The 19,422-nt window shown below is 67.2% G+C and carries 12 protein-coding genes; 7 read left to right on the forward strand and 5 right to left on the reverse strand.

Going from position 1 to position 19,422, the window contains the following annotated elements; all coding sequences use genetic code 11:
- Positions 1-95: 95 nt before the first annotated feature.
- Both AB0M24_RS36315 and AB0M24_RS36320 read right to left on the reverse strand, forming a co-directional pair.
- Positions 96-275, reverse strand: a complete 180-nt coding sequence (locus AB0M24_RS36315; RefSeq protein WP_363778004.1) for a DUF397 domain-containing protein — start codon at positions 273-275, stop codon at positions 96-98.
- Complete coding sequence (locus AB0M24_RS36320; protein WP_363778005.1) at positions 272-1,141, reverse strand: helix-turn-helix transcriptional regulator; 870 nt, start codon at positions 1,139-1,141, stop codon at positions 272-274. Before AB0M24_RS36320 ends, AB0M24_RS36315 begins: the two co-directional genes overlap by 4 nt.
- 914 nt (positions 1,142-2,055) lie before the next feature.
- On the opposite strand from AB0M24_RS36320, the gene AB0M24_RS36325 reads away from it, so the two are divergent.
- Positions 2,056-2,421 carry a Rid family detoxifying hydrolase gene (locus AB0M24_RS36325; protein ID WP_363778037.1) on the forward strand — a complete coding sequence of 122 codons (366 nt, stop codon included), beginning with the start codon at positions 2,056-2,058 and terminating at the stop codon, positions 2,419-2,421.
- A gap of 114 nt (positions 2,422-2,535) precedes the next feature.
- Positions 2,536-3,087, forward strand: coding sequence for a hypothetical protein (locus AB0M24_RS36330; RefSeq protein ID WP_363778006.1), 552 nt, complete (start codon positions 2,536-2,538; stop codon positions 3,085-3,087).
- On the opposite strand, the gene AB0M24_RS36335 is transcribed toward AB0M24_RS36330, so the two are convergent.
- Positions 3,088-4,998, reverse strand: coding sequence for a tachylectin-related carbohydrate-binding protein (locus tag AB0M24_RS36335; RefSeq protein ID WP_363778007.1), 1,911 nt, complete (start codon positions 4,996-4,998; stop codon positions 3,088-3,090).
- A gap of 26 nt (positions 4,999-5,024) precedes the next feature.
- Entirely contained in the window at positions 5,025-6,923 is a 1,899-nt protein-coding gene (locus AB0M24_RS36340; RefSeq protein WP_363778008.1) for a tachylectin-related carbohydrate-binding protein, read from the reverse strand.
- 330 nt (positions 6,924-7,253) lie between these two features.
- Here AB0M24_RS36340 and AB0M24_RS36345 point away from each other — a divergent pair, with 330 nt between their 5' ends.
- The 5 genes from AB0M24_RS36345 to AB0M24_RS36365 are packed head-to-tail and all read left to right on the forward strand — an operon-like array spanning position 7,254 to position 19,006.
- The gene (locus tag AB0M24_RS36345; RefSeq protein ID WP_363778009.1) at positions 7,254-17,027 is read left to right on the forward strand and encodes an RHS repeat-associated core domain-containing protein; all 9,774 of its coding nucleotides are present in this window, start codon (positions 7,254-7,256) and stop codon (positions 17,025-17,027) included.
- Positions 17,024-17,335, forward strand: a complete 312-nt coding sequence (locus AB0M24_RS36350; protein WP_363778010.1) for a hypothetical protein — start codon at positions 17,024-17,026, stop codon at positions 17,333-17,335. The genes AB0M24_RS36345 and AB0M24_RS36350 overlap by 4 nt, the downstream gene beginning before the upstream one ends.
- A 59-nt stretch (positions 17,336-17,394) precedes the next feature.
- Positions 17,395-17,985, forward strand: a complete 591-nt coding sequence (locus AB0M24_RS36355; protein ID WP_363778011.1) for a hypothetical protein — start codon at positions 17,395-17,397, stop codon at positions 17,983-17,985.
- Entirely contained in the window at positions 17,982-18,617 is a 636-nt protein-coding gene (locus AB0M24_RS36360) for a hypothetical protein (protein WP_363778012.1), read from the forward strand. The genes AB0M24_RS36355 and AB0M24_RS36360 overlap by 4 nt, the downstream gene beginning before the upstream one ends.
- Positions 18,617-19,006, forward strand: a complete 390-nt coding sequence (locus AB0M24_RS36365) for a hypothetical protein (RefSeq protein ID WP_363778013.1) — start codon at positions 18,617-18,619, stop codon at positions 19,004-19,006. The genes AB0M24_RS36360 and AB0M24_RS36365 overlap by 1 nt, the downstream gene beginning before the upstream one ends.
- On the opposite strand, the gene AB0M24_RS36370 is transcribed toward AB0M24_RS36365, so the two are convergent.
- A complete protein-coding gene (locus AB0M24_RS36370) occupies positions 19,000-19,350 on the reverse strand; it encodes a DUF1844 domain-containing protein (RefSeq protein WP_363778014.1) in 351 nt (116 codons plus the stop codon). The two genes, AB0M24_RS36365 and AB0M24_RS36370, sit on opposite strands and share 7 nt — an antisense overlap.
- Positions 19,351-19,422 lie beyond the last annotated feature (72 nt).

The following is a 19,422-nucleotide window of genomic DNA, read 5'->3' on the forward strand; positions in this document are numbered from 1 at the left end:
TCGAAGCGGCTACCTCTCCCAGCGTCGCCACACGTTGCCCCCTTGTGTTGCCAAGTGTGGCGAGCCAGATCGCTGCCCGCCACGCCTGACCTCCGTCAGCCAGCTGCTTTGATGCTGTCGAGAAACGCGGTGAGCGCGTCGGTGGGGACGATCAGCATGTCGGTATCAGGACTCTTGGAGTCTCTGATGTGCGCCCGGCGGGGCGAGAAGGCGACTTCTACGCACGATTGCTCAGGAGCTGACCGTGTGCTTTTTCGCCACGAGAGATCGGTCATCTTCCCCTTACCCTGTCCAATATCTTCGAGATGAACGCGACCGAGTCATCTGGACTCAGCGTGTCGGCTGCCACGTCGCGCCACACGGCGGACAGCACGTCTGTGGTTTGCGAGTCCTCTTCAAAGATCGTCATGCCTAGAATGCCGTCGAGATAGGCGCAGTCTGGCTCATCGGACTCGGGAAAGCGGAGCAGCGTCAGCGGACCTGCATGAGCGCCGTGGTAGCTGCCCAGGTCGTCGGTGATCACCTGGATCGTCACGTTCGGCCAGCTGGATGCCTCGATGAGGTGGCTGAGCTGCTCGGTCATGACTGAAGGGCCACCCACGAGCTTGCGGAGCGCGGCTTCGTCGATCAACGCGTGAAGCACCAGCGGATCAGACTCACGTTGCAGCAACGACTGCCTGCTGGCGCGTTCCGCAGCAGCGTGTTCAGCCCAATCGGGTCTCGTGAGTCGAGGGGCTGACTTGAGTGCGCTGGCCTCGGCATACGCGGAGACCTGCAGCATGCCCGGAATCAGGATCTGGTTCAGCGTCAGCTCTTCCGACGCCTCGGCTTCGTCCATCCTGAAACGTAGGTAGTCGGCGGAGAGATACGGCGCGAACGGGATCTTGTTGGTGTCAACGTCGGCGATCGCGTGCAGCTCCTGAGCTTTGAGGATCTCGTCGCGGCTGGCACCGACCGCGAACAAGATCTCCAGCACACTCGCCCACTTGGGCAGGCTGTCTCCGGACATGAGCCGCATGACGGTTTGGCGAGAGGGGTCGACCCGCTTTGCGACATCAGTCTGAGTCAGGCCTTCCCGTTCAGTGATCGAGCGGACGTACCGGCCCAGCCTGCGCTTGCCCCTCGTACTGCCAATCGCCATGCGATCACCCTATCTGCGTTCGGTCATGTATCGAGATGCACACGTCACCCGTTCGAGCACAGCAGTTTGGACTGTACAAATGATACGTTGTTCAGGCTGGTGGGGTAGCAAAGTGCGTGTGCCTCCCGTCCGACCTGTCCAGGAGCGCGCGCACTACGCCACTGCTGCCTCATCGGCCCAGATCGGGAAGGTCGGGGTGATCCGGTTGTCGCAAGCCAAGCCTGCAGTTCCCTATGTCACCGCCTGGAGTGCGGAACAGGATCTGCCGTCCAAGCTGGTGGAGCGGTCCGGCGGCATTGGCCACGCCGATGAGCTTCTGGGTGACCGAGATGCCAACGGTGTCCTGTGGGTTCGGGCTGCGATGCGTGAGGGCGTGGGGCGACCTGAGTTCGGCAGGGTTCACCCGCTGCGGCAACGGCGGGCGATGAGTCTGTTGCTCTGTCAGGTTTGTGGGGGACCGGCGGACCGGTCGGATGACGGGGTTCTGTGGCTGCTCCGGGACTATCGCGGCGACTGGCCGCGCTGGCCCGAAGGCATGGCGTCTGTCGAACCGCCTATCTGCGGTCCTTGCGTTTCCACGTCATCGAAACTGTGCCCGGCGTTGCGGCGTGGCGCTGTCGTTGTCCGCGTTCGCGAGTTCCCGATCGCGGGCGTACGGGGAGTGCGGTACCGAGAAGGCTTGTTCGCGCCGCGAGCTGTGGAGGCGGTGAATCTGTCGTACGACGATCCTGGCATTCGTCGTGTGGTGGCCTCTGCTCTCATTCGCGAACTGCGAAGTTGTGTCGTCGTTCCCCTTGATGAAGTCACCGCGCGCTGTGAACGTGTCCAAAGTGGAGCGAGTTGACGACCTCGGAGGGCGCGTCGGCGGTCTTGATCTCAACCTTGGACAACGGCATCACCACTCTCAGGTTGAGATCAAGACCACCGACGCGCCGCAGCCGGTGGCGAAGTTCTCGCAGGGTGTGCGCAAGGGCAACATCCTGCAGGTGGCCGGCCAGGTCGCGTTCGACCCGAAGACCGGCGAGATCGTCGGCACGACCGTCGCCGAGCAGACGCGGCAGACGTTCGCGAACCTGCACGCGGTGCTCGCCGCCGGTGGCGCGTCCATCGACGACGTGGTGATGATCCGCGTCTACCTCACCGACACCGCGCACTTCGCCGAGCTGAACGAGGTGTACGGCGAGTTCGTGACGGAGCCGGCGCCGGCGCGCACGACTGTCTACGTGGGACTGCCTGCCGGGTTGTTGGTGGAGATCGACGCGCTGGCCGTCGTCGACTGATCCGCCTGCCGGACCGTCTCGGCGGTTCGAGTCGCGCACCGAGATCGACAGGTGCTTTGCTGGGGCACGCCTCCGTCCGGGGGCGTGCCCCTTCGCCTGTTCAGGAGGGCACGGTTGATCTCGGAGAAGGCCAACGTCCGGATGCGGGCGGCATTGCACGCGATCAGGCCGGGCGACGTGACGCTGCCGGTCTCCCTGGCCGAGATGGCCGCGAGGACCACCAGCCTGGAGATTCCGCGCCAGGACGAGCTGGCCGACCTGCTCGCCATCTCGATGGCTTATGCGCGAGCGTGTTTGCAGGCCGCCGACCGTCCACTCACCGCGCTGTTCGCCATCTCCGAGCCGTACGACGACGTCATTCCGGTGAGCACCAGCGTGACTTTCTCGGCGGAGGTGCCGGACCTGGTCGGGTTCGAGGACGACGAACTGCCGTTGATGCTGCTGAGCACCGAACCCACCGACTTCCTGTACGCGTCCAACGACGAGCAGGCGAAGGTCATGGCCGACACCACCGAGGCGCTGAAACGTCAGGGCCACAGCGAAGTAGACGCTGTGGCCCTGGTCAACGAGTTCTGGGCGGAACCGGGTCGCCGGTTCGCGTTGCTGTACGGCGACTGGATCGGTCAGCAGACGGGCGAGCACTGGGCCCGTCTGCTGACCCGGTAGCTACGACGTCTTGCCTCCGGTGTAGACGATGTCGGTGGAAGCCGAGCGAGCCGACATCGCACCGAACGAACCGCGGTAGGCGTAGATCTCACCCATCGGGTCGCGCCACGCCAGCAGGATGTCACCGCCGCGCAGGTTGATCATCGTGGTGTCGGTGCCGGCCTCGGTGAAGTCCTGCACCTGCCACGCGCGGAACGGCAGCGCGGGGTTCGGCTGGCCGGTCGTGTGCACCAGGCCGTTGGCACCGCGGACGCTCAGCTCCAGGCTGCCCGAGGCGGTGAACACGGCCGCGGGTGCTCCGGTGGCGACGAGATCGCCCACGGGCTGCCAGCCGGCGAACGGCTCGCGTTGCGTGTAGATCTTGTTGTCCGCGCGGCGAACCACCACCTGCACCTTGCCGTCCGCGTGGACGACGGCGGCGGGCTTGCCCACGACGTCTGTCCCGCCGGTGCTCCGCGAAGCCTCCAGCGTGGTGCCGTTGAACTTGCTCGCGCGCACCGAACCGTCGGTGTACCGGCCGACGACCTCGATCGCGTCACCGTTGCGCACAGCGGTGAAGTCCGCACTCAGCCCAGAGCCGCCAAGCGAACGCCACGCCCCGAACTTGCCCTGTGCCGGAGCACCCCACAGCACGAGCTGCTTGCGGTACCAGAGACCACCGGACGCGTCGACGGCGAACGACGTCAGCAGGTTGTCGCGATCCTTGACGATCACCGGGGCGCTCACGACGCGGCCGCCCAGGTCGTCGAAAGCGGCAGACCAGGACGACGTGTTCTTCGTGGTCTGGCTGCGGCTGCGCACGGAAGCGTCCTCGTAGCCGTTGGCCTGGACTTCCAGCTTGCCGTCGCCGTAGACGCCGACGCCCACCTCTCCGGTGAACTTCTCGTAGCCGGTGAGGTCCTGGTGGTCGACCAGGAGCAGGTCGCCGGTGTGCCGCTGACGGCCCTGGGTCAGCCTGCCGGACGAGTTGACGAAGAAGTAGTTCAGCAGGTTGTCGTCACCCTGGTACGCCGCGACGGGAGCGGTCGCGTTGGGCGAGAGCTGCGGTGTCGCGGGCGTGGGCGTGTAGTTCAGGATCGTGCACGCGTCCGTCGAGCCCTCGATCTGCCAGTCGGACGACCAGCCGCTGGCGATGAACTTGCCTGAGTCCGTGGCCCAGTTGCCCTCGCCGAGGTAGCGGTACCACCGCAGCTGGCCGGTGTCCGCCTTCAGCGCGTAGAAGATGCCGCCGCCGACGGAGGCGACGTCGGAGAACTGGCCCCAGCCGGACCCGCCGACCAGGCGCGCGTACTCGGTGAAGCGCTGGCTTTCCGCGTCGTACTCGTAGTGGTACAGCTTGCCGTCGGTCGTGCGGGCGAAGATCCCGCCGGGGCCGTTGGCGAAGATCATGTCGTACTTCGTGCCCCAGCCGGTGTCGATGATCCGCTCTGTCCACTTGCGACTGGTCTCGTCGAACCGCCACCAGTGCAGGGCGTTGTCCGACGGGAAGCCGTAGAAGTCACCCCTGGCGTCGATCGTCATCCGGTTCTTGGAAGCCGGGTCGCCCCAGCCGTTCCAGCCGGTGGCGATCTGGTCGCCCACACCGCCGTTGCGCCACCCGGACGAGGTCCAGACGTACTGGTAGATCTTGCCTTCCGGCGTGAACGCGTACGTGCGACCACCGGGGCCGGTGCGCATCTGGCCGTTCCACGCGAAGCCGATGCCGCGGTTGGTGGCCCAGACCGGGTTGCCGATCTCGGGTTCCTCGTTCGCCCGCAGTTCCAGGTTCGTGTTGGGCTGCCGCACGAAGATCGTCGCGGCGGACTGGCACCACAGCGCCGGATCGGCCGAAGCCGGCGTGGCGAGCAGCGGTGTGATCATGCTTGCGACGGCGGCGGTGACAGCCACGGCCGCGATGTGTCTTCTTCTCACCGATATCCCCATTAGGTGTGTCGTTTTCAAGACTGGGTCCTGCCGCCGCGGTAGACCGGCGTGTCGGCTGAACGTGCTGAGACAGAGCCGTAAGTGCCGAGGTACGTGTAGAGCTCGCCCAGCGGGTCGCGCCACGTGATCAGCCACGAGCCGTCGCTCCACGCCGTCGTCGACACGTCGGTCGCGGCCTCGTGGGTGTCGCGGACGGTCCACGTGCGGAAGCTGCCGTACTGCTGGTTCTGGCCGGTGGTGTAGACGAGGTTGTCGGTGCCGCGCACCACGGCCTCGATCGTGCCGCGCTGCGTCATGACGGCGGCGGGAGCACCGGCGGCGGTGAGGCCGTCGATGATCGTCCACGCGCCCGGCCAGCCCGCCGAGTTCTGCTTCTGCGTGTAGACCTTGTTGTCCGCCTTGCGCACCAGCACTTGCAGCGTGCCGTCGCCGGGGTGCAGGACGACCGCGGGCTTGCCCGCCGCGTCGGTGCCGCCGAGGTTCTTCCACTCGCCGAGCACGCCGTTGGTGAGACGGGCAGCCCGGACCGAGCCGTCGGTGTGCCGTGCGACCACCTCGAACGAGTCTCCGTTGCGGACCACGGTGAAATCGGAGGTCAGGTCGGCGCCACCGAGCGAACGCCACGCCGGGAAGACGCCGTCCGCCGCGATCTGCTTGCGGTACCAGAGCTTTCCTCCGGCGACACCGAACGACGACAGCAGGCCGTCGCTTCCCTTCACCAGCACGGAATCTCCGGCCAGGTGACCGCGGTGCGCGGCGAGACCGGCGCCCCACGTGCCGTTGACTGAAGTTTGCGTCTTGCCGCGCGCGTCGGCGTCGTCGTAGCTGTGCGCCTGGACTTCGAGCTTGTTGCTCACCTGCAGACCCGCTGCGGGTGTGCCGGTGAACTTCTCGTAGCCCGTCAACGGAGTGTGGTCCACGAGCAGCAGGTCGTCGGACCGGCGCTGGTGACCGTGGTAGAGCGTGCCGCGGTCGTTGACGAAGAAGTAGTTCGCGAGCTTGTCCGAGCCCTCGACCAGCGTCACCGGCGCGGTGAAGTTGGCCCGCACCACCGGACGTGGCGTGGCCGGGTAGCCGGTGAGACGGCACGAGTTGGTGTCGGCGACGACGTCGAGCTCGCCGTACCAGCCGGTGCCGACGACCTTGCCGAGGCCCGTGTTCGGATCGCCGGGCGCCCACGTGTTCGTGTCTTCGAGGTAGCGGTACCAGAGCAGTTGCCCCTGACCGTTCTGGCCGGGCCAGGTGCCGTAGAGGGTGTCGCCGCCGGGGGAGAACACCCGGTTGAACATCTGCCAGCCGTTGCCGACGTGCTTGCCGTACTGGATGAACTGGTCGGCTGCCGCGTCGTAGCGGAAGCGGAACAGGGTGCCGTCGGGCTTGCGGGCGTAGAGGACGCCGTCACCGGCCGCGACGATCAGGTTGTACTGGTTCCAGCCGGTGTCGAGGATCTTGCCGCCGCCGCTCTCGGCGCTCCACCAGCCGTCGTCGCCGCCCTCCCAGACGAACATCTTGAGCAGGCCGTCCGGGTTGATCTCGAACAGCCGGCCCTTCTCGTCGATCGTGACCTTGTTGCGGTGCTCGGCCTGGGAGTACCGGCCCCAGCCGCTGCCCACCACGCGGTACTCCCCGCCGCCGGGCTGCGTCACCCACTGCGAGCCGTTCAGCCGGAACCGGCGGAGCTCACCGGTGGCGCCGTGCAGGCTGTAGATCACGCCGCTCGGACCGGCGAGCGTGCGTCCGGTCTGCCACCCGCTGCTCGGGACGCTCTGCTTCGCGCCCCAGACGAAGTTGCCGTTCTCCGGTTCCTCGTGCGGGTAGGTGAACAGCGAGCCCGACGGCGTCACGCCGATCACGTTGGCAGCCGTGTTGCAGACGAGCGACGACGCGGCGTTGGCGCTTGGTGTGACGATCACGGAAAGGCCCAGAACTGCGCTGAGGCCGATTCTGTGCACGCGTGTAGAAGACATTCGAAGCCCCCAGTCCGGTGTGTCGAGCGGACCGTAACGCAGCATTCGCGAGAATTGCCAGAGCTGGTCGGACGGGAAAGTGTCCGGGTTCGTCCGGACCTGTCCGGGCATCGCGACCAGCCTTGACAGTGCCTCGAAGACCTGACGATGCTCAGCTGTCAGCGCTGGGACTGACGGCGATTTCTGGGGGTTCTCACCATGGCCAGGGGCCGTATTTGGCGTGCGCGCTTGCCGTTTCCGAAATCACGAAAAGGCAGAGTCGCCGTCATCGTCGGAATGATTTCCGTCCTGCTCGCCGGAACCGTCGGGCAGTCCGCGATCCAGCTGATTCCCGGATGGGGGCCCGGACTCGCGATCAACCCGAGCGACCTGGCACCGGACCAGACCTGGGGATCGGCCGAGGGGCAGCCGCACGAGTCCGAGGGCAGCACGCCGGCGAACCGCGCGATGCCGAAGTCCGAGCTGGCCAAGTACACCCAGCCGAACTTCCCCGCCGCGCCCACGCCGCCGCCGAACAAGGCGCAGCAGGTCGACGCGCCGGTCGGGTTCAAGGGCTACAACGCCGAGACCAGCAAGGAAGACGCCGGTAAGCGCGGTTCGAACTCGCGCACGTACACCAACACCGACGGCACCGAGACCACTGAGTACTCGCAGGCGCCGATCAACTACCAGCGCCCCGACGGCTCGTGGGCGCCGATCGACCCGACGATCGTCAAGGACGGCAACGGTTTCCGGAACGCCGCCGACTCGGTCGACACCCGTTTCAACGGCACCGCCTCGGAAACGCCGTTCGTGCGCATGAGCCTGTCCGGTGACCACGAGATGGCGTTCGGTTTCGCGGGCACGACCGCGTCGCAGGGCCGCGTCGAGGGCAGCCGGATCACCTACCCCGGCGTCGCCGCGCACACCGACCTGCAGCTCGACGTGACCTCGGGTGGTGTCAAGGAAACACTGCTCCTGGCGAACAAGGACGCTGCAGCCAGCTGGGTCTTCCCGTTGCAGCTCAAGGGCTTGCAGGCGAAGGTCGACAACGGGGACGTCGTGCTCACCGCCGGGTCCGACGTCAAGGCCCGCATTCCGGCCGGGCACATGATCGACGCCGACGGCTCGGTGTCGTCCGCGATCACCTACGAGCTGGTGCAGCACAACGGTGGCCAGGCGCTGAAGGTGACTGCCGACGCGGCCTGGATCCGGGACGGGGCGCGAAAGTTCCCGATCGCCGTCGACCCGACCGTGTCCGGCCCGAACGCGAGCGCCGCCGTCTCCACCAACGGCTCGTCCTCGATCCGGGGCAGCGAGCTGTTGTCCGGCAACGGTTACACCACCTACCTGAAGTACGACCTCGGCGCGATCGCCAACCACCGGGTGTTCAACGCCTCGCTCTACCTGACGAACTTCGACGCGCCGTCGTGCCGTCCGCAGCCGATCAGCGTGCACGGCGTGAACCAGGGCTGGGACGAGAACACGAAGTCGGTGCTGGCGACCGGTGGTGCCCTCGGCGGCGCGTCGTTCGCGTACGGCTACGTCGGTCTCGGCCAGTCGCACTCGGCCTGCCCGCCCCGCCCGGAGGCGATCGACCTCGGCGAGAGCGGCCGCGCGCTGGTGCAGAGCTGGGTGAAGGGTTCCGCGAACAACGGTTTCGCGGTCAAGGCCTCGTCCGGCTGGAAGAAGTTCGCGGGCAGGGCCACGGCGAACCCGCCGAAGCTGTTCGTGACGAGCACGCCGTACGACGCGAGCTACCGCATCGAGCGCGGTGTGCCGGAACCGCCGGTCCACCGCACCAGCGACAACCCGCCGGACCCCAACGCGCCCAAGCCGACCGTCCGCATCGCCGTGACGAACAAGAGCGGCCAGACCTGGACTCCGGGCGCGTACAAGCTCTCCTACCGCGCGTTCTCCTCGAACGGCCAGCCGAAGGACGCGCGGGTGGCGGGGGAACTGCCCCGCAACGTCGGCCCCAACGAGACGATCACCTTGGACGCCAGGGTGTTCCAGATGGAGCCAGGCGATTACCTGCTCGACTTCAGCATGGTGCACAACAACACCTTCTTCACCGACGAGCAGATCCCGCCCGCTCGCCTGTCGTTGACGGTGTTCGAGCTGCCGCCGATCGTGAAGGCGCAGTACCCGCCGGCCGGCCACTCCGCTCCGGTGCTCACACCGCAGCTGTGGGCCGACGCGGTGGACGTGGACGCGCCGCCGAACACGACGATCGACTACGAGTTCGAGGTCTGCCGCAAGAACGAGCAGACGGGCGAGGTCAACGTCGGCTGCCGCCTCTCGCCGCGGTCGAAGTCGCGCACCTGGACCGTCCCCAAGGGATGGTTGCAGTGGAGTGAAACCTATTACTGGCGCGCGTTCGCGATCGACCCGTCCGGTGCGCGCAGCGAGAAGCTCGAGTTCAGCGCGCTGATGACGGCGGTGCCGCAGCCGGACATCACCTCGCACCTCGGCGGCGCGCCGTACAGCGCGGGTGATCTCGACTTCGACCCGCAGATCGGCAACTACACCACCGGTGCCGTCGACTCGGCGATCGGCGTGGCCGGGCCGGAGCTGACGGTCGCCCGCACGTACAACAGCCTCGACCCGCGCAAGGACCTCGCGTTCGGTGCGGGCTGGACGACGCGCTACGACATGCGGGTCGTACCGGACAACGACGGCACGGGCAACGTCGTCGTGACCTACCCGGACGGCCAGTCGGTGCGGTTCGGCCGCAACGCCGAGGACGGCAGCTTCGACCCGCCGCCCGGCCGGTTCGCGACGTTCTACCAGGACACCGCGTCGGCATCGCAGAACTACGTGCTGGTCGACAAGTCCAACAGCGTCTACACGTTCCGCCCGTCCGACGGCAAGATCATCACGATCTACGACAACGCCGGACGGCTCGTCGAGCTCGACTACGGCGTCAACGGGCAGCTCAAGCGCGCGATCAACCGCACCAGCAACAGGACGCTGTACTTCACCTGGTCCGGCGCGCACGTCAAGGAAGTCCGCACGGACGCGCCGACTTCCGGTGGCACGCCGATCAAGTGGACCTACGAGTACTTCGGCGACCAGCTGAAGAAGGTCTGCGATCCCACCAACGCGTGCACGCAGTACGAGTACTCGAACGGCTCGCACTACCGGTCCGCCGTGCTCGACTCGAAGCCGGACTCCTACTGGCGCCTGGGCGAGGCCGGCGGTGAGCAGGCCGTCAGTCAGGTGCAGACGAACCTGGGCAAGGACAACGGCGTCTACCTCAACACCCAGCTCGGCCTGCCGGGACCGCACGACGGCAGCACCGACACCGCCGCCGGGTTCAACGGCACGAGCTCGATGGTCAAGCTGCCCGACGGCGCGATCAAGAAGAGCCGCGACCTGTCGATCGAGCTGTGGTTCAAGACCACGAGCGGTGGCCCGTTGATGGGCTTCCAGCACAAGCCGTTCGACCAGAACCCCGAAGGCGCCGTTCCCGTTCTGTACGTGGACAAGGACGGCAAGCTGCGCGGCCAGTTCTGGCACGGCAAGGTCTCGCCGATCACCAGCGCCACCGCGGTGAACAACGACCAGTGGCACCACGTCGTGCTCACCGGTTCGCTCGCGGTCACGACGATGTTCTTGGACGGCAACAAAGTCGGTGAGATCACCGGCGCCGAGATCGACGACAGCAGGCTGAACTTCGGCCAGATCGGTGCCGCGCACGCCGTCGCTCCGTCCGACTGGGCGCCGTACGGCTGGTGGCCGGGTGAGGGCAAGAAGTTCTTCAGCGGCCAGATCGACGAGGTCGCGCTCTACCAGCACCCGCTCGGCGAGTCGGCGGTCAGGGCGCACTACGCCGAGCGCGGCCACTCCGACCAGCTGACCAAGGTGACCATGCCGTCCGGCCGGGTCGCCGCGGAGCTGAGCTACGACACCGTCAACGACCGCATCTCGCAGTACGTGGACGACAACGGCGGCACGTGGAAGCTCGGCGTGCCCCAGGTGTCCGGCACCGAGGAGAAGGACTCCGCGGGCCGTTCTGTGAAGAACCTGGTCCGCTCGATCGAGGTCACCGATCCCGGCAACCGGTCGCACTTCTTCGACTACGACCCGGTCAAGGGCAGGATCATCCGGTTCGTCGCGCCGCTCGGCGTCGGCGTTCGTCCTGAGGACAGACCAGATCCCTCAGTCGTGCCGACGACTCCGACCGCCGCACCGCCGTGCACGGGCAACCCGACACCGAACCCGGACGGCAGCCCGACCTACTGCGGTGGCAAGACCGGCAACAGCCCGAACTGGATCGGTGGCCCCGTCCAGGGTGTCGGTGTCCGCTCGTACGACTACGACGAGAGCGGCTTCCAGCACGTCATCACCGACGAGAACGGCCACCAGGTCGAGCTCAAGCACGACGACCGCGGCAACGTGTTGTCGCGCAAGACGTGCCGCACGTCGACGCAGTGCGACACGGAGTACTTCACGTACTACAAGCCGGCTCCCGGCCACGTGAACGACACCGACCCGCGCATCGACAAGCAGCTCACCGCCCGTGACGCGCGATCGGCGAACGACGCCGACAACACGTACCTGACGTCGTCGGAGTACAACGAGCGCGGCGACCTCACCAAGCAGACGCTGCCCGACGGCTCGACCGTCGTGCACACCTACACCGCGTTGAACGACCCTGGTGAGGGCGGTGGAGTTCCGGCTGGTCTGCTGAAGTCCACAAAGGATGGTCGCGGCAAGGTCACCACCTACCGGTACTACGCGAACGGCGACCTGTTCTCCGTGACCGAACCGCCGCGTGCGGAAGGTGCCGCGGGCATCGTCACCGAGTACCGGTACGACCTGCTCGGCCGCAAGATCAGCGAGAAGCAGGTCTCTGACGCGTTCCCGGCCGGTCTGGAGACGAAGTACCTCTACGACGCGCGGAACAAGCCGCTCGAGGTGACCGACGCGGCCGTCACGAACGCGGTGACGGGCGTCAAGCACACCAGGCACACCAGGACGACGTTCAACGCCGACGGCCTGCCCGAACGGGTCGACATCGCCGACCTGACCGGTGGCGACGAGACGCGCACGATCGCGTACGGCTACGACGACCGCGGCCGGCAGAGCTCGGTGACCGACGGCGAAGGCGCCACGACCTCGTACTCCTACGACGTCTTCGGCAACCGAACGTCCGTTGTGGACCCGTTGGGCACCAAGGTCGAGTACGCCTACACCGCCCGCAACAAGCTCGCCGAGGTCCGCCTGCGCGGCTTCCACGGCAAGGCGATCAGCGGGGGCGCCGGAGCCGGTGAGACGCCGGACGACGGGCAGCTGCTCGTGCTGGAGTCGTACACCTACGACCTCGGCGGCCGGTTGATCTGGCAGACCGATGCCATGGGCCGCAGGACGATGTACGACTACTACCAGAACGGTCTGTTGTTCAGGACCCGTGCCGAGGTGCGGGCCGCCGACGGCTCGAAGTCGACGAAGCTGCTGGAGGAGAACAGCTTCGACGCGGCGGGCAACGTGCTGTCCCGCAAGGGCGCGGGCGATCGGATCACTTCGTACAAGTACAACCGCAACAACCAGATCGAGGAGGTGGTCGCCGATCCGGGCGCGGGCAAGCTGGCGCGCACGACCCTCTACACCTACGACCAGAACGGTCTCGTCAAGCAGATCGTCAACTCCGGTCAGGGTTCCAACACCGGCACGATGAACGCGGCCACGAGCGAGGTCGTCGACTACACCTACGACGACACGGGCAACCAGCTCACCGAGGCCGTCAAGGTCGGCTCCACGGCGCTCACCACGTCACGCCAGTACGACCGGCGCGGCCTGATGGTGGCGGAGACCGACCCGCGCGGCTTCACGACCGAGTACTCCTACGACGAGCAGGAGCGCCAGGTCCGGGTGAAGCAGCCCGCCGTGGCCGTCGAGACCAACGGCGGCGCACCGGTCAACACCAGGCCGGAGAACGTGGTCGGCTTCAACACCTTCGGCGACGAGGTCGAGACGAAGGACGAGAACGGCCAGGTCGCCAAGAAGTTCTACGACAAGACCGGCCGCCCGCTGAGGGTGGAGCTGCCGGACTACGTGGCACCGGGTACGACCACCCCGATCAAGGCCTCGACGTCGACCAAGTACGACGCCGCGGGCAACGTGATCGAGGTGACGAACCCGCGTGGTGCTGTGACCCGGTACCGCTACGACCAGCTCGGCCGCATGGTCGAACGGCAGGATCCCAAGGCGGACAACCCGACCGATGTCGGTGGCGTGTGGAAGTACACCTACACGCACAAGGGCGAGCAGCTCTCGGCCACCGATCCGACGGGTGCGCGGGTCGAGTCGACCTACGACGACCTCGGCCGTCAGGTCACGTCTTCGGTGTTGGAGCGCAAGCCCGTCGCGGCCGCGTTCACCACGACGTTCGAGTACAGCGACGCCGGTGATCTGGTGAAGGCCACCGCGCCGAACAACGACGTCAGCCGGTTCGGTTACGACGCTCTGGGCCAGCGGACCACGTCCACCGACCCGGCGAACGTGACGACGAAGTTCGGCTACGACGGTGCCGGGCGGCAGGTGTGGCAGCAGGACGCCATGGGGCGCACCAGCTTCGTGCGCTACGACACGGCTGGCCGGATGAACGGCCAGTTCAGCCTCGACGGTGCCGGTGCGATCCTGCGCAGCACCAAGTACACGCACGACGCGGCGGGCAACGTCGAGACCGCGACCGACGCGCTGAACCACACCGCGCGGTTCACGTACGACGCTTTGGGCCGGTTGACCCAGCAGGTCGAACCGGTGTCCGACACCGAGAACATCACGACCTCGTTCGGTTATGACGCTTCCGGTGCCCGGACTCGCTACACCGACGGTCGCGGCAACAAGTTCGTGACGACGTACAACTCGTGGTCGTTGCCGGAAAGCGTGGTGGAGCCGTCGACCGACGCGCATCCGAACGCCGCCGACCGGACGTGGACGACGTCGTACGACGTGACGGGCAGCGTCGCGAAGATGGTCGCTCCTGGTGGTGTGACGCGGGAACGGCAGTACGACAACCTGAACCGCCTCGTGCGGGAGACAGGTGCAGGAACCGGAGTGGCGTCGGCCGAGCGGAACCTGGCCTACGACGAGACCGGCAGGCTGCTGGAGTCCGGTGCTCCTGGCGGCAAGAACGTGTTCACCTACAACGACCGCAGCGGCATGCTGTCCGCCACCGGTCCTTCGGGTGACTCGTCCTTCGAGTACGACGAGCTCGGGCGGATGAAGACGCGCACCGACGTGTCCGGCACCGCGCGGTTCACCTACGCCCAGGGCCGTCTGCGCACGGTCGCCGACAGCATCACCGGTACCGGCCAGGTGTTCAGCTACAACGCGGCCGGTCAGCTGTCGCGGATCCAGTACGGCAGCAGCCGCAACCGCGACCTGGACTACGACGGCCTCGGCCGGATGAAGTCCGATGTGCTGAAGGACGCGGCTTCTTCGGCCGTGGTCTCGTCGCTGAACTACGAGTACGACAACAACGACCGGTTGACCCGCAAGGTGACCACCGGCCTGGCGGGCTCGGGCGACAACACCTACGGCTACGACTACGCGAACCGCTTGAAGTCGTGGTCCGTTGGCGGGGTTACCACTGCTTACGAGTGGGATGCCTCCGGCAACCGTGTGCGTGCCGGTGACAAGACCGCTACCTACGACCAGCGCAACAGGTTGTTGGCGGACAGCGACTACACGTACCGGTACTCGCCTGCCGGCGCGATGCTGTCGCGCACGTCGTCCGGGTTCGAGGAGAAGTTCTCCTTCGACGCGTTCGACCGCATGATCGGTGTGGGCAAGACCACCTACGGCTACGACGACTTCGACCGCGTGGTCAGCCGCAACACCAAGAAGTTCGCCTACGCCGGTACGGACATCGACCCGGTGTCCGACTCCGATTCCCTTTACGGGCGCGGAGCTTCCGGTGAGCTGTTGTCGATTGCTTCGGGTTCTGAGAAGCGTCTCGCGCTCACGGACAAGCACGGCGACCTGGTCGGCGGCTTCGACCCGGCTCAGTCCGGCATGCAGGACTCGACCGCGTACGACCCGTTCGGCAAGCAGCTGGCCTCCTCCGGTTCCAAGCGTTCCGTTGGCTACCAGGGCGACTGGACCGACTCGGAGACCGGTCAGGTCAACATGGGTGCCCGCTGGTACCAGCCTGGAACGGGTGCTTTCGCCTCCCGTGACACGGTTTCCGCTTCCTCGGGTGCCTCGGTTCTGTTCAACCGCTACACCTACGGCGCAGGTCGACCGTTGGACATGATCGACCCCGACGGTCACTGGCCGAACTGGGGCGCGATCTGGAACGGCGTGAAGACCGTCGCCAAGGTCGGCTTCGAGGTCGTCAAGGAGGTCTCCGGATACAACGACATCGCGAACTTCATCCGCGAGCCGAGCTGGGGCAACTTCCTGTGGGCCGCGTCGAACTTCGTGCCGTTCGGCAAGCTCGCCAAGGGTGCCAAGTACCTCGCCAAGTACGGCGACGACCTGATCGGCGGCGCGCGCAGGTACGGCGACGACGTTGCAGGTGCTGCCCGCAGGTATGGCGATGACGTGGGCGGTGCCGCGCGTCGATATGGCGATGACGTCGCGGGTGCCGGGCGCAGGTACGGCGACGACGTGGCGGGCCTGGCTCGCCGCAACGCCGCGGACATGGCCAAGTCGGCCGCCCGTTCGGCAGCTCAGGCGGCAGCACGCAAGGCAGCCGCGGCGGCTCGTGCGGCAGCCGAACGCCTGGCGCGCATGAAGGCGGTCACGGCCCGTGCGAAGGCCGCGATCTCCCACGCCGTCAAGAACAACCCGATGCCGATCATGCAGGCCGTGCTGAAGCCTCGGATCGCCATGAAGGACCTGGTGTCCTCCTCGGCGAACCTCCCGGCCCGCATGGTCGCGGCGGTGGCCGAGAACGTCCAGGACGTCAACAAGGTCTGGGACACCATCAAGGCCACGATCATCAAACCCGGCGTCTCGGTGATCCAGGCCGTGGGCGAGCAGATGGTCTCGGACTTCGCCAACAGCCAGGTGCCCGGCCTCGGCGACCTGATCTCGCTGTTCGGCCCGAACCGCAAGCGCGGCAACGACAAGGCGAAGGACTCGGGCGCGCACGGCCGCAACGAAGCCGGTGCCGCGTGCCCGATCCGCCGGAGCAAGAACAGCTTCACCGGCGACACGACCGTGCTGATGGCGGACGGCTCGCGCAAGTTCATCCGGGACCTGCGGGTGGGCGACGTCGTCCTGTCCACCAACCCGCTCACCGGCAGGACCGAGGGGCGCAAGCTCACCGACGTCCGCTCGTACCTGACGGATGCGTCGGTGCACCAACTGGAAGTGACGTCGGGTGCGGGCACCGGCAAGATCTCGGTGACCGACGAGCACCCGTTCTGGGTGCCGGATCTCGGGCGCTGGCTCGGGGCCGAGGACATCAAGCCCGGCTATCGGTTCCTGACCGCGGACAACAAGCCGGCGACGGTCACCGGCACACGGACGTTCTCGGGCGGCAGGCTCGTCTACAACCTCACGGTCGACGGTCTGCACACCTACTACGTCGGTGCTGGTGGTCCTGGAAAGGCTGCCGCCGCTGATGTTCTCGTCCACAACGACGACCCCACCGCGTGTGGCACTGGTGGTGACGACGACCTCGTCGATCTCTACCACGGCACGGACAAGGGTGGTGCCACCAACATCCGCAACAACGGCGTGGATCCCACCTTCGGCAAGTTCCGCGATCTCGACTTCGGCGTCGCCTTCTACACGACCAGGAGTCTGTCCCAGGCCCAGGAGTGGGCAGCCGGCAAGAAGGGCGGCGAGGTGCTGCACTTCCGGGTTCGCCAGAGCGACCTCGACAGTCTGCGCAGCCTGACCTTCGACAAGGGAGATCCGACGCTCACCACGTTCCTGAGGATGAACCGTGCGAAGAAACCCGTCGACCACGACCTGGAGATGATCGAGGGACCCATGCTGCGCAACCTGAAGTCCTTCAGGAACGGCGCTCCGCCTCGCCTGGACGGCAACCAGATAGCGTTCTTCGGTGATCGGGCCGCCCGCATGCTCGACGACGGGCTGCAATGACGGAGGTGCGTGTGTTCCTCGCGACCGGTGACGACGAGATGATGGAACTCCTGGCCGACACCGCCGCCGTGATGGTGTCCGAGCTCGGAATCTCCCGTGCCGAGGCGGTCGCGAGGATCAACGAGTACTGGTCGACCCGTCAGCAGCTGCTCGACAACTGGATGGCGGGTCATGAAGCCGCGGAGTACTGGGCGTTTTACATCTACTTCGCCGAGGACACCCCGGTTCGGGAGTGGCGGACCGCCGACCGGTCGTCGTGGGTGCCGGACCCCGCACCACCGCGCTCGTCGGGGTTCTGGACGGTCTGACGACCGGGTGGTGCAGGTGATCATCGACGGCTGATGGGTCACGTGGCAGCATCCGCATCATGAAGTGGTACGCGGACAGACCGGCCAGGCTCACGCGTCAGCTGATCGCCGACCTTCTCGCCGTGGCATGGGTGGCCATCTGGATCTGGGTGGCCACCACCGCCCACGACTGGGTCCTCGAACTGCGAGCACCCGGCGACGGCCTGGTCAACGCAGGCGGCGACATCCGCGACGTCTTCACCAACGCGGCGGCCAAAGCCCGTGACGTTCCATTGGTAGGCGATGATCTGTCCGGCGCGCTGGGCAACGGCACCAAGGCCGGCGAGACGTTGATCGGCGTCGGCAACACGCAGATCGGCGTGGTGCAGGACACGGCTTTCTGGCTGCAGGTCGCGCTCATCGCGGTTCCCTTGTCGTTCCTGCTGATCACCTGGCTTCCCCTGCGGCTGCGGTACGCGTTCAAGGCCGCCAACACCGCCCGGCTCCGCACGAAACCCGATCTGCTCGCCTTGAGAGCGCTTACCTCGCTCACCCCGCGGGAGCTCTCGAAGTTCGACGGCGACCCCGCGGTGGGGTGGCGGACCGGCGACGTCGACGTGATCGAGGAACTGGCCCGGCGTCAGCTCGCGTCGGTGGGGGTGCGGGCATGATCGCGCTCTCAGTGATCGCCGCCGTCGTGGCCATGTGCGCCGTGGCCATCTCTCTTTGGCAGGCGCGGGAGGCTCGGAACGCCCAGGACGCCGCTTCCCAGGCCCAGGACGAGGCCCAGGCCGCGCGCAAGGCCGTGGAACAGGCCGCTGCCAGTGCGTTGCAGGCCAAAACCGCGCTGGAGGACGCGCGGAAGGCGTTGGAGGAGACGAGGAAGGCGGCTGCGCAGGCTCAGGAGGCGGCCGAGGCGTCCCGGATGCTCGCCGACGAGGCCCAGCTCACCGCGCAGCAGGCGGCGCAGCAGGTCAGCGACCTGACCGAGAGCCTCAACGCCGAGCGGCTGAGGCGGGGCATGCCGACGTTCGCCATCACGCCCGGCGCGCCCGACGAGTTCTGGCTCACCTACTTCGGCGGGCCCGAGGTCATCGAGCAGCTCACGGTGTCCGTGGTGCCGGGCAGCAGGGTGCTCGGGCTCTCCCAGCACGACGAGCCGCCCGTCGAGCACCTGGAGGTCGGTCCGCTCTACAACGGGTCGGCGATCACGTTCCGGGCCGCTACCGGGCAACGGGCGAGCGCGGTGTTCCAGATCAGGGCCGAGCCGTGGGAACCGGTCGTGGTGCGAGCGGACCAGTAGTGGAGCGCCAGGCGGCACGGTTCGAGGGCACGTGCGGGACCTGCGGCGCCGCCTGCACGGGCTGGGCCGAGCAGTTCGTCGAGAAGGACGGGCTGCGCTGGGCCTTGGACCTGGAGTGCACCTGCGGGACTGCCTCGTGCGACCGGGGCCGGGGAACTGCTCAGGCGGCGGTGCGCGAGGAGATCCTGGCGCGGCACGGCACGTATCGGCTCCAGGCGGAAGGTGCCGTCGTGCTGAAGGCGATCCGGAGCGCGTTCGGGCTCTCGATCGCCGAGGCACAGCGAGCCGCGCGAGCCGGGTACTCCGGCACTCTGGTGGAGGTGCGGCTGCTGGCCGAGCTGGTGCGGCGGGCCGGGGTGCCCGCCGCCCTCGACCGCGACGATCAGTAGACGGGACCGGTGTACTTCTCGCCCGGACCCTGGCCCGGCTCGTCCGGCACCACGGAGGCCTCGCGGAACGCGCGCTGCACCGACTGCAGGCCGTCCTTCAGCGGCGCGGCGTGCGGGCCGAGGTACTCGCCCGACGCGGTGATCAGGCCGGCCAGGGCCGTGATCAGGCGGCGGGCCTCGTCCAGGTCGCGGCGCGGCGAGTTGTCCGGGTCCGGGTCGGCGAGGCCGAGGCGTTCCGCGGAGGCGGACAGCAGCATCACGGCCGCCCGGCTGATCACCTCGATGCTGGGGACGTCGCCCAGGTCACGGACACTGTCTTCAAGCGGCTCTGTCACGCCTGACATTCAAGCAAGCCGACGTCACACGGCCTCGATTCGGGGGTTGACAACGGCGTCTGCTAGTATTTCGGACGCGAC

Origin of the sequence: Lentzea sp. NPDC051838 (assembly GCF_040681245.1) — a bacterium.
Lineage (GTDB): Bacteria > Actinomycetota > Actinomycetes > Mycobacteriales > Pseudonocardiaceae > Lentzea.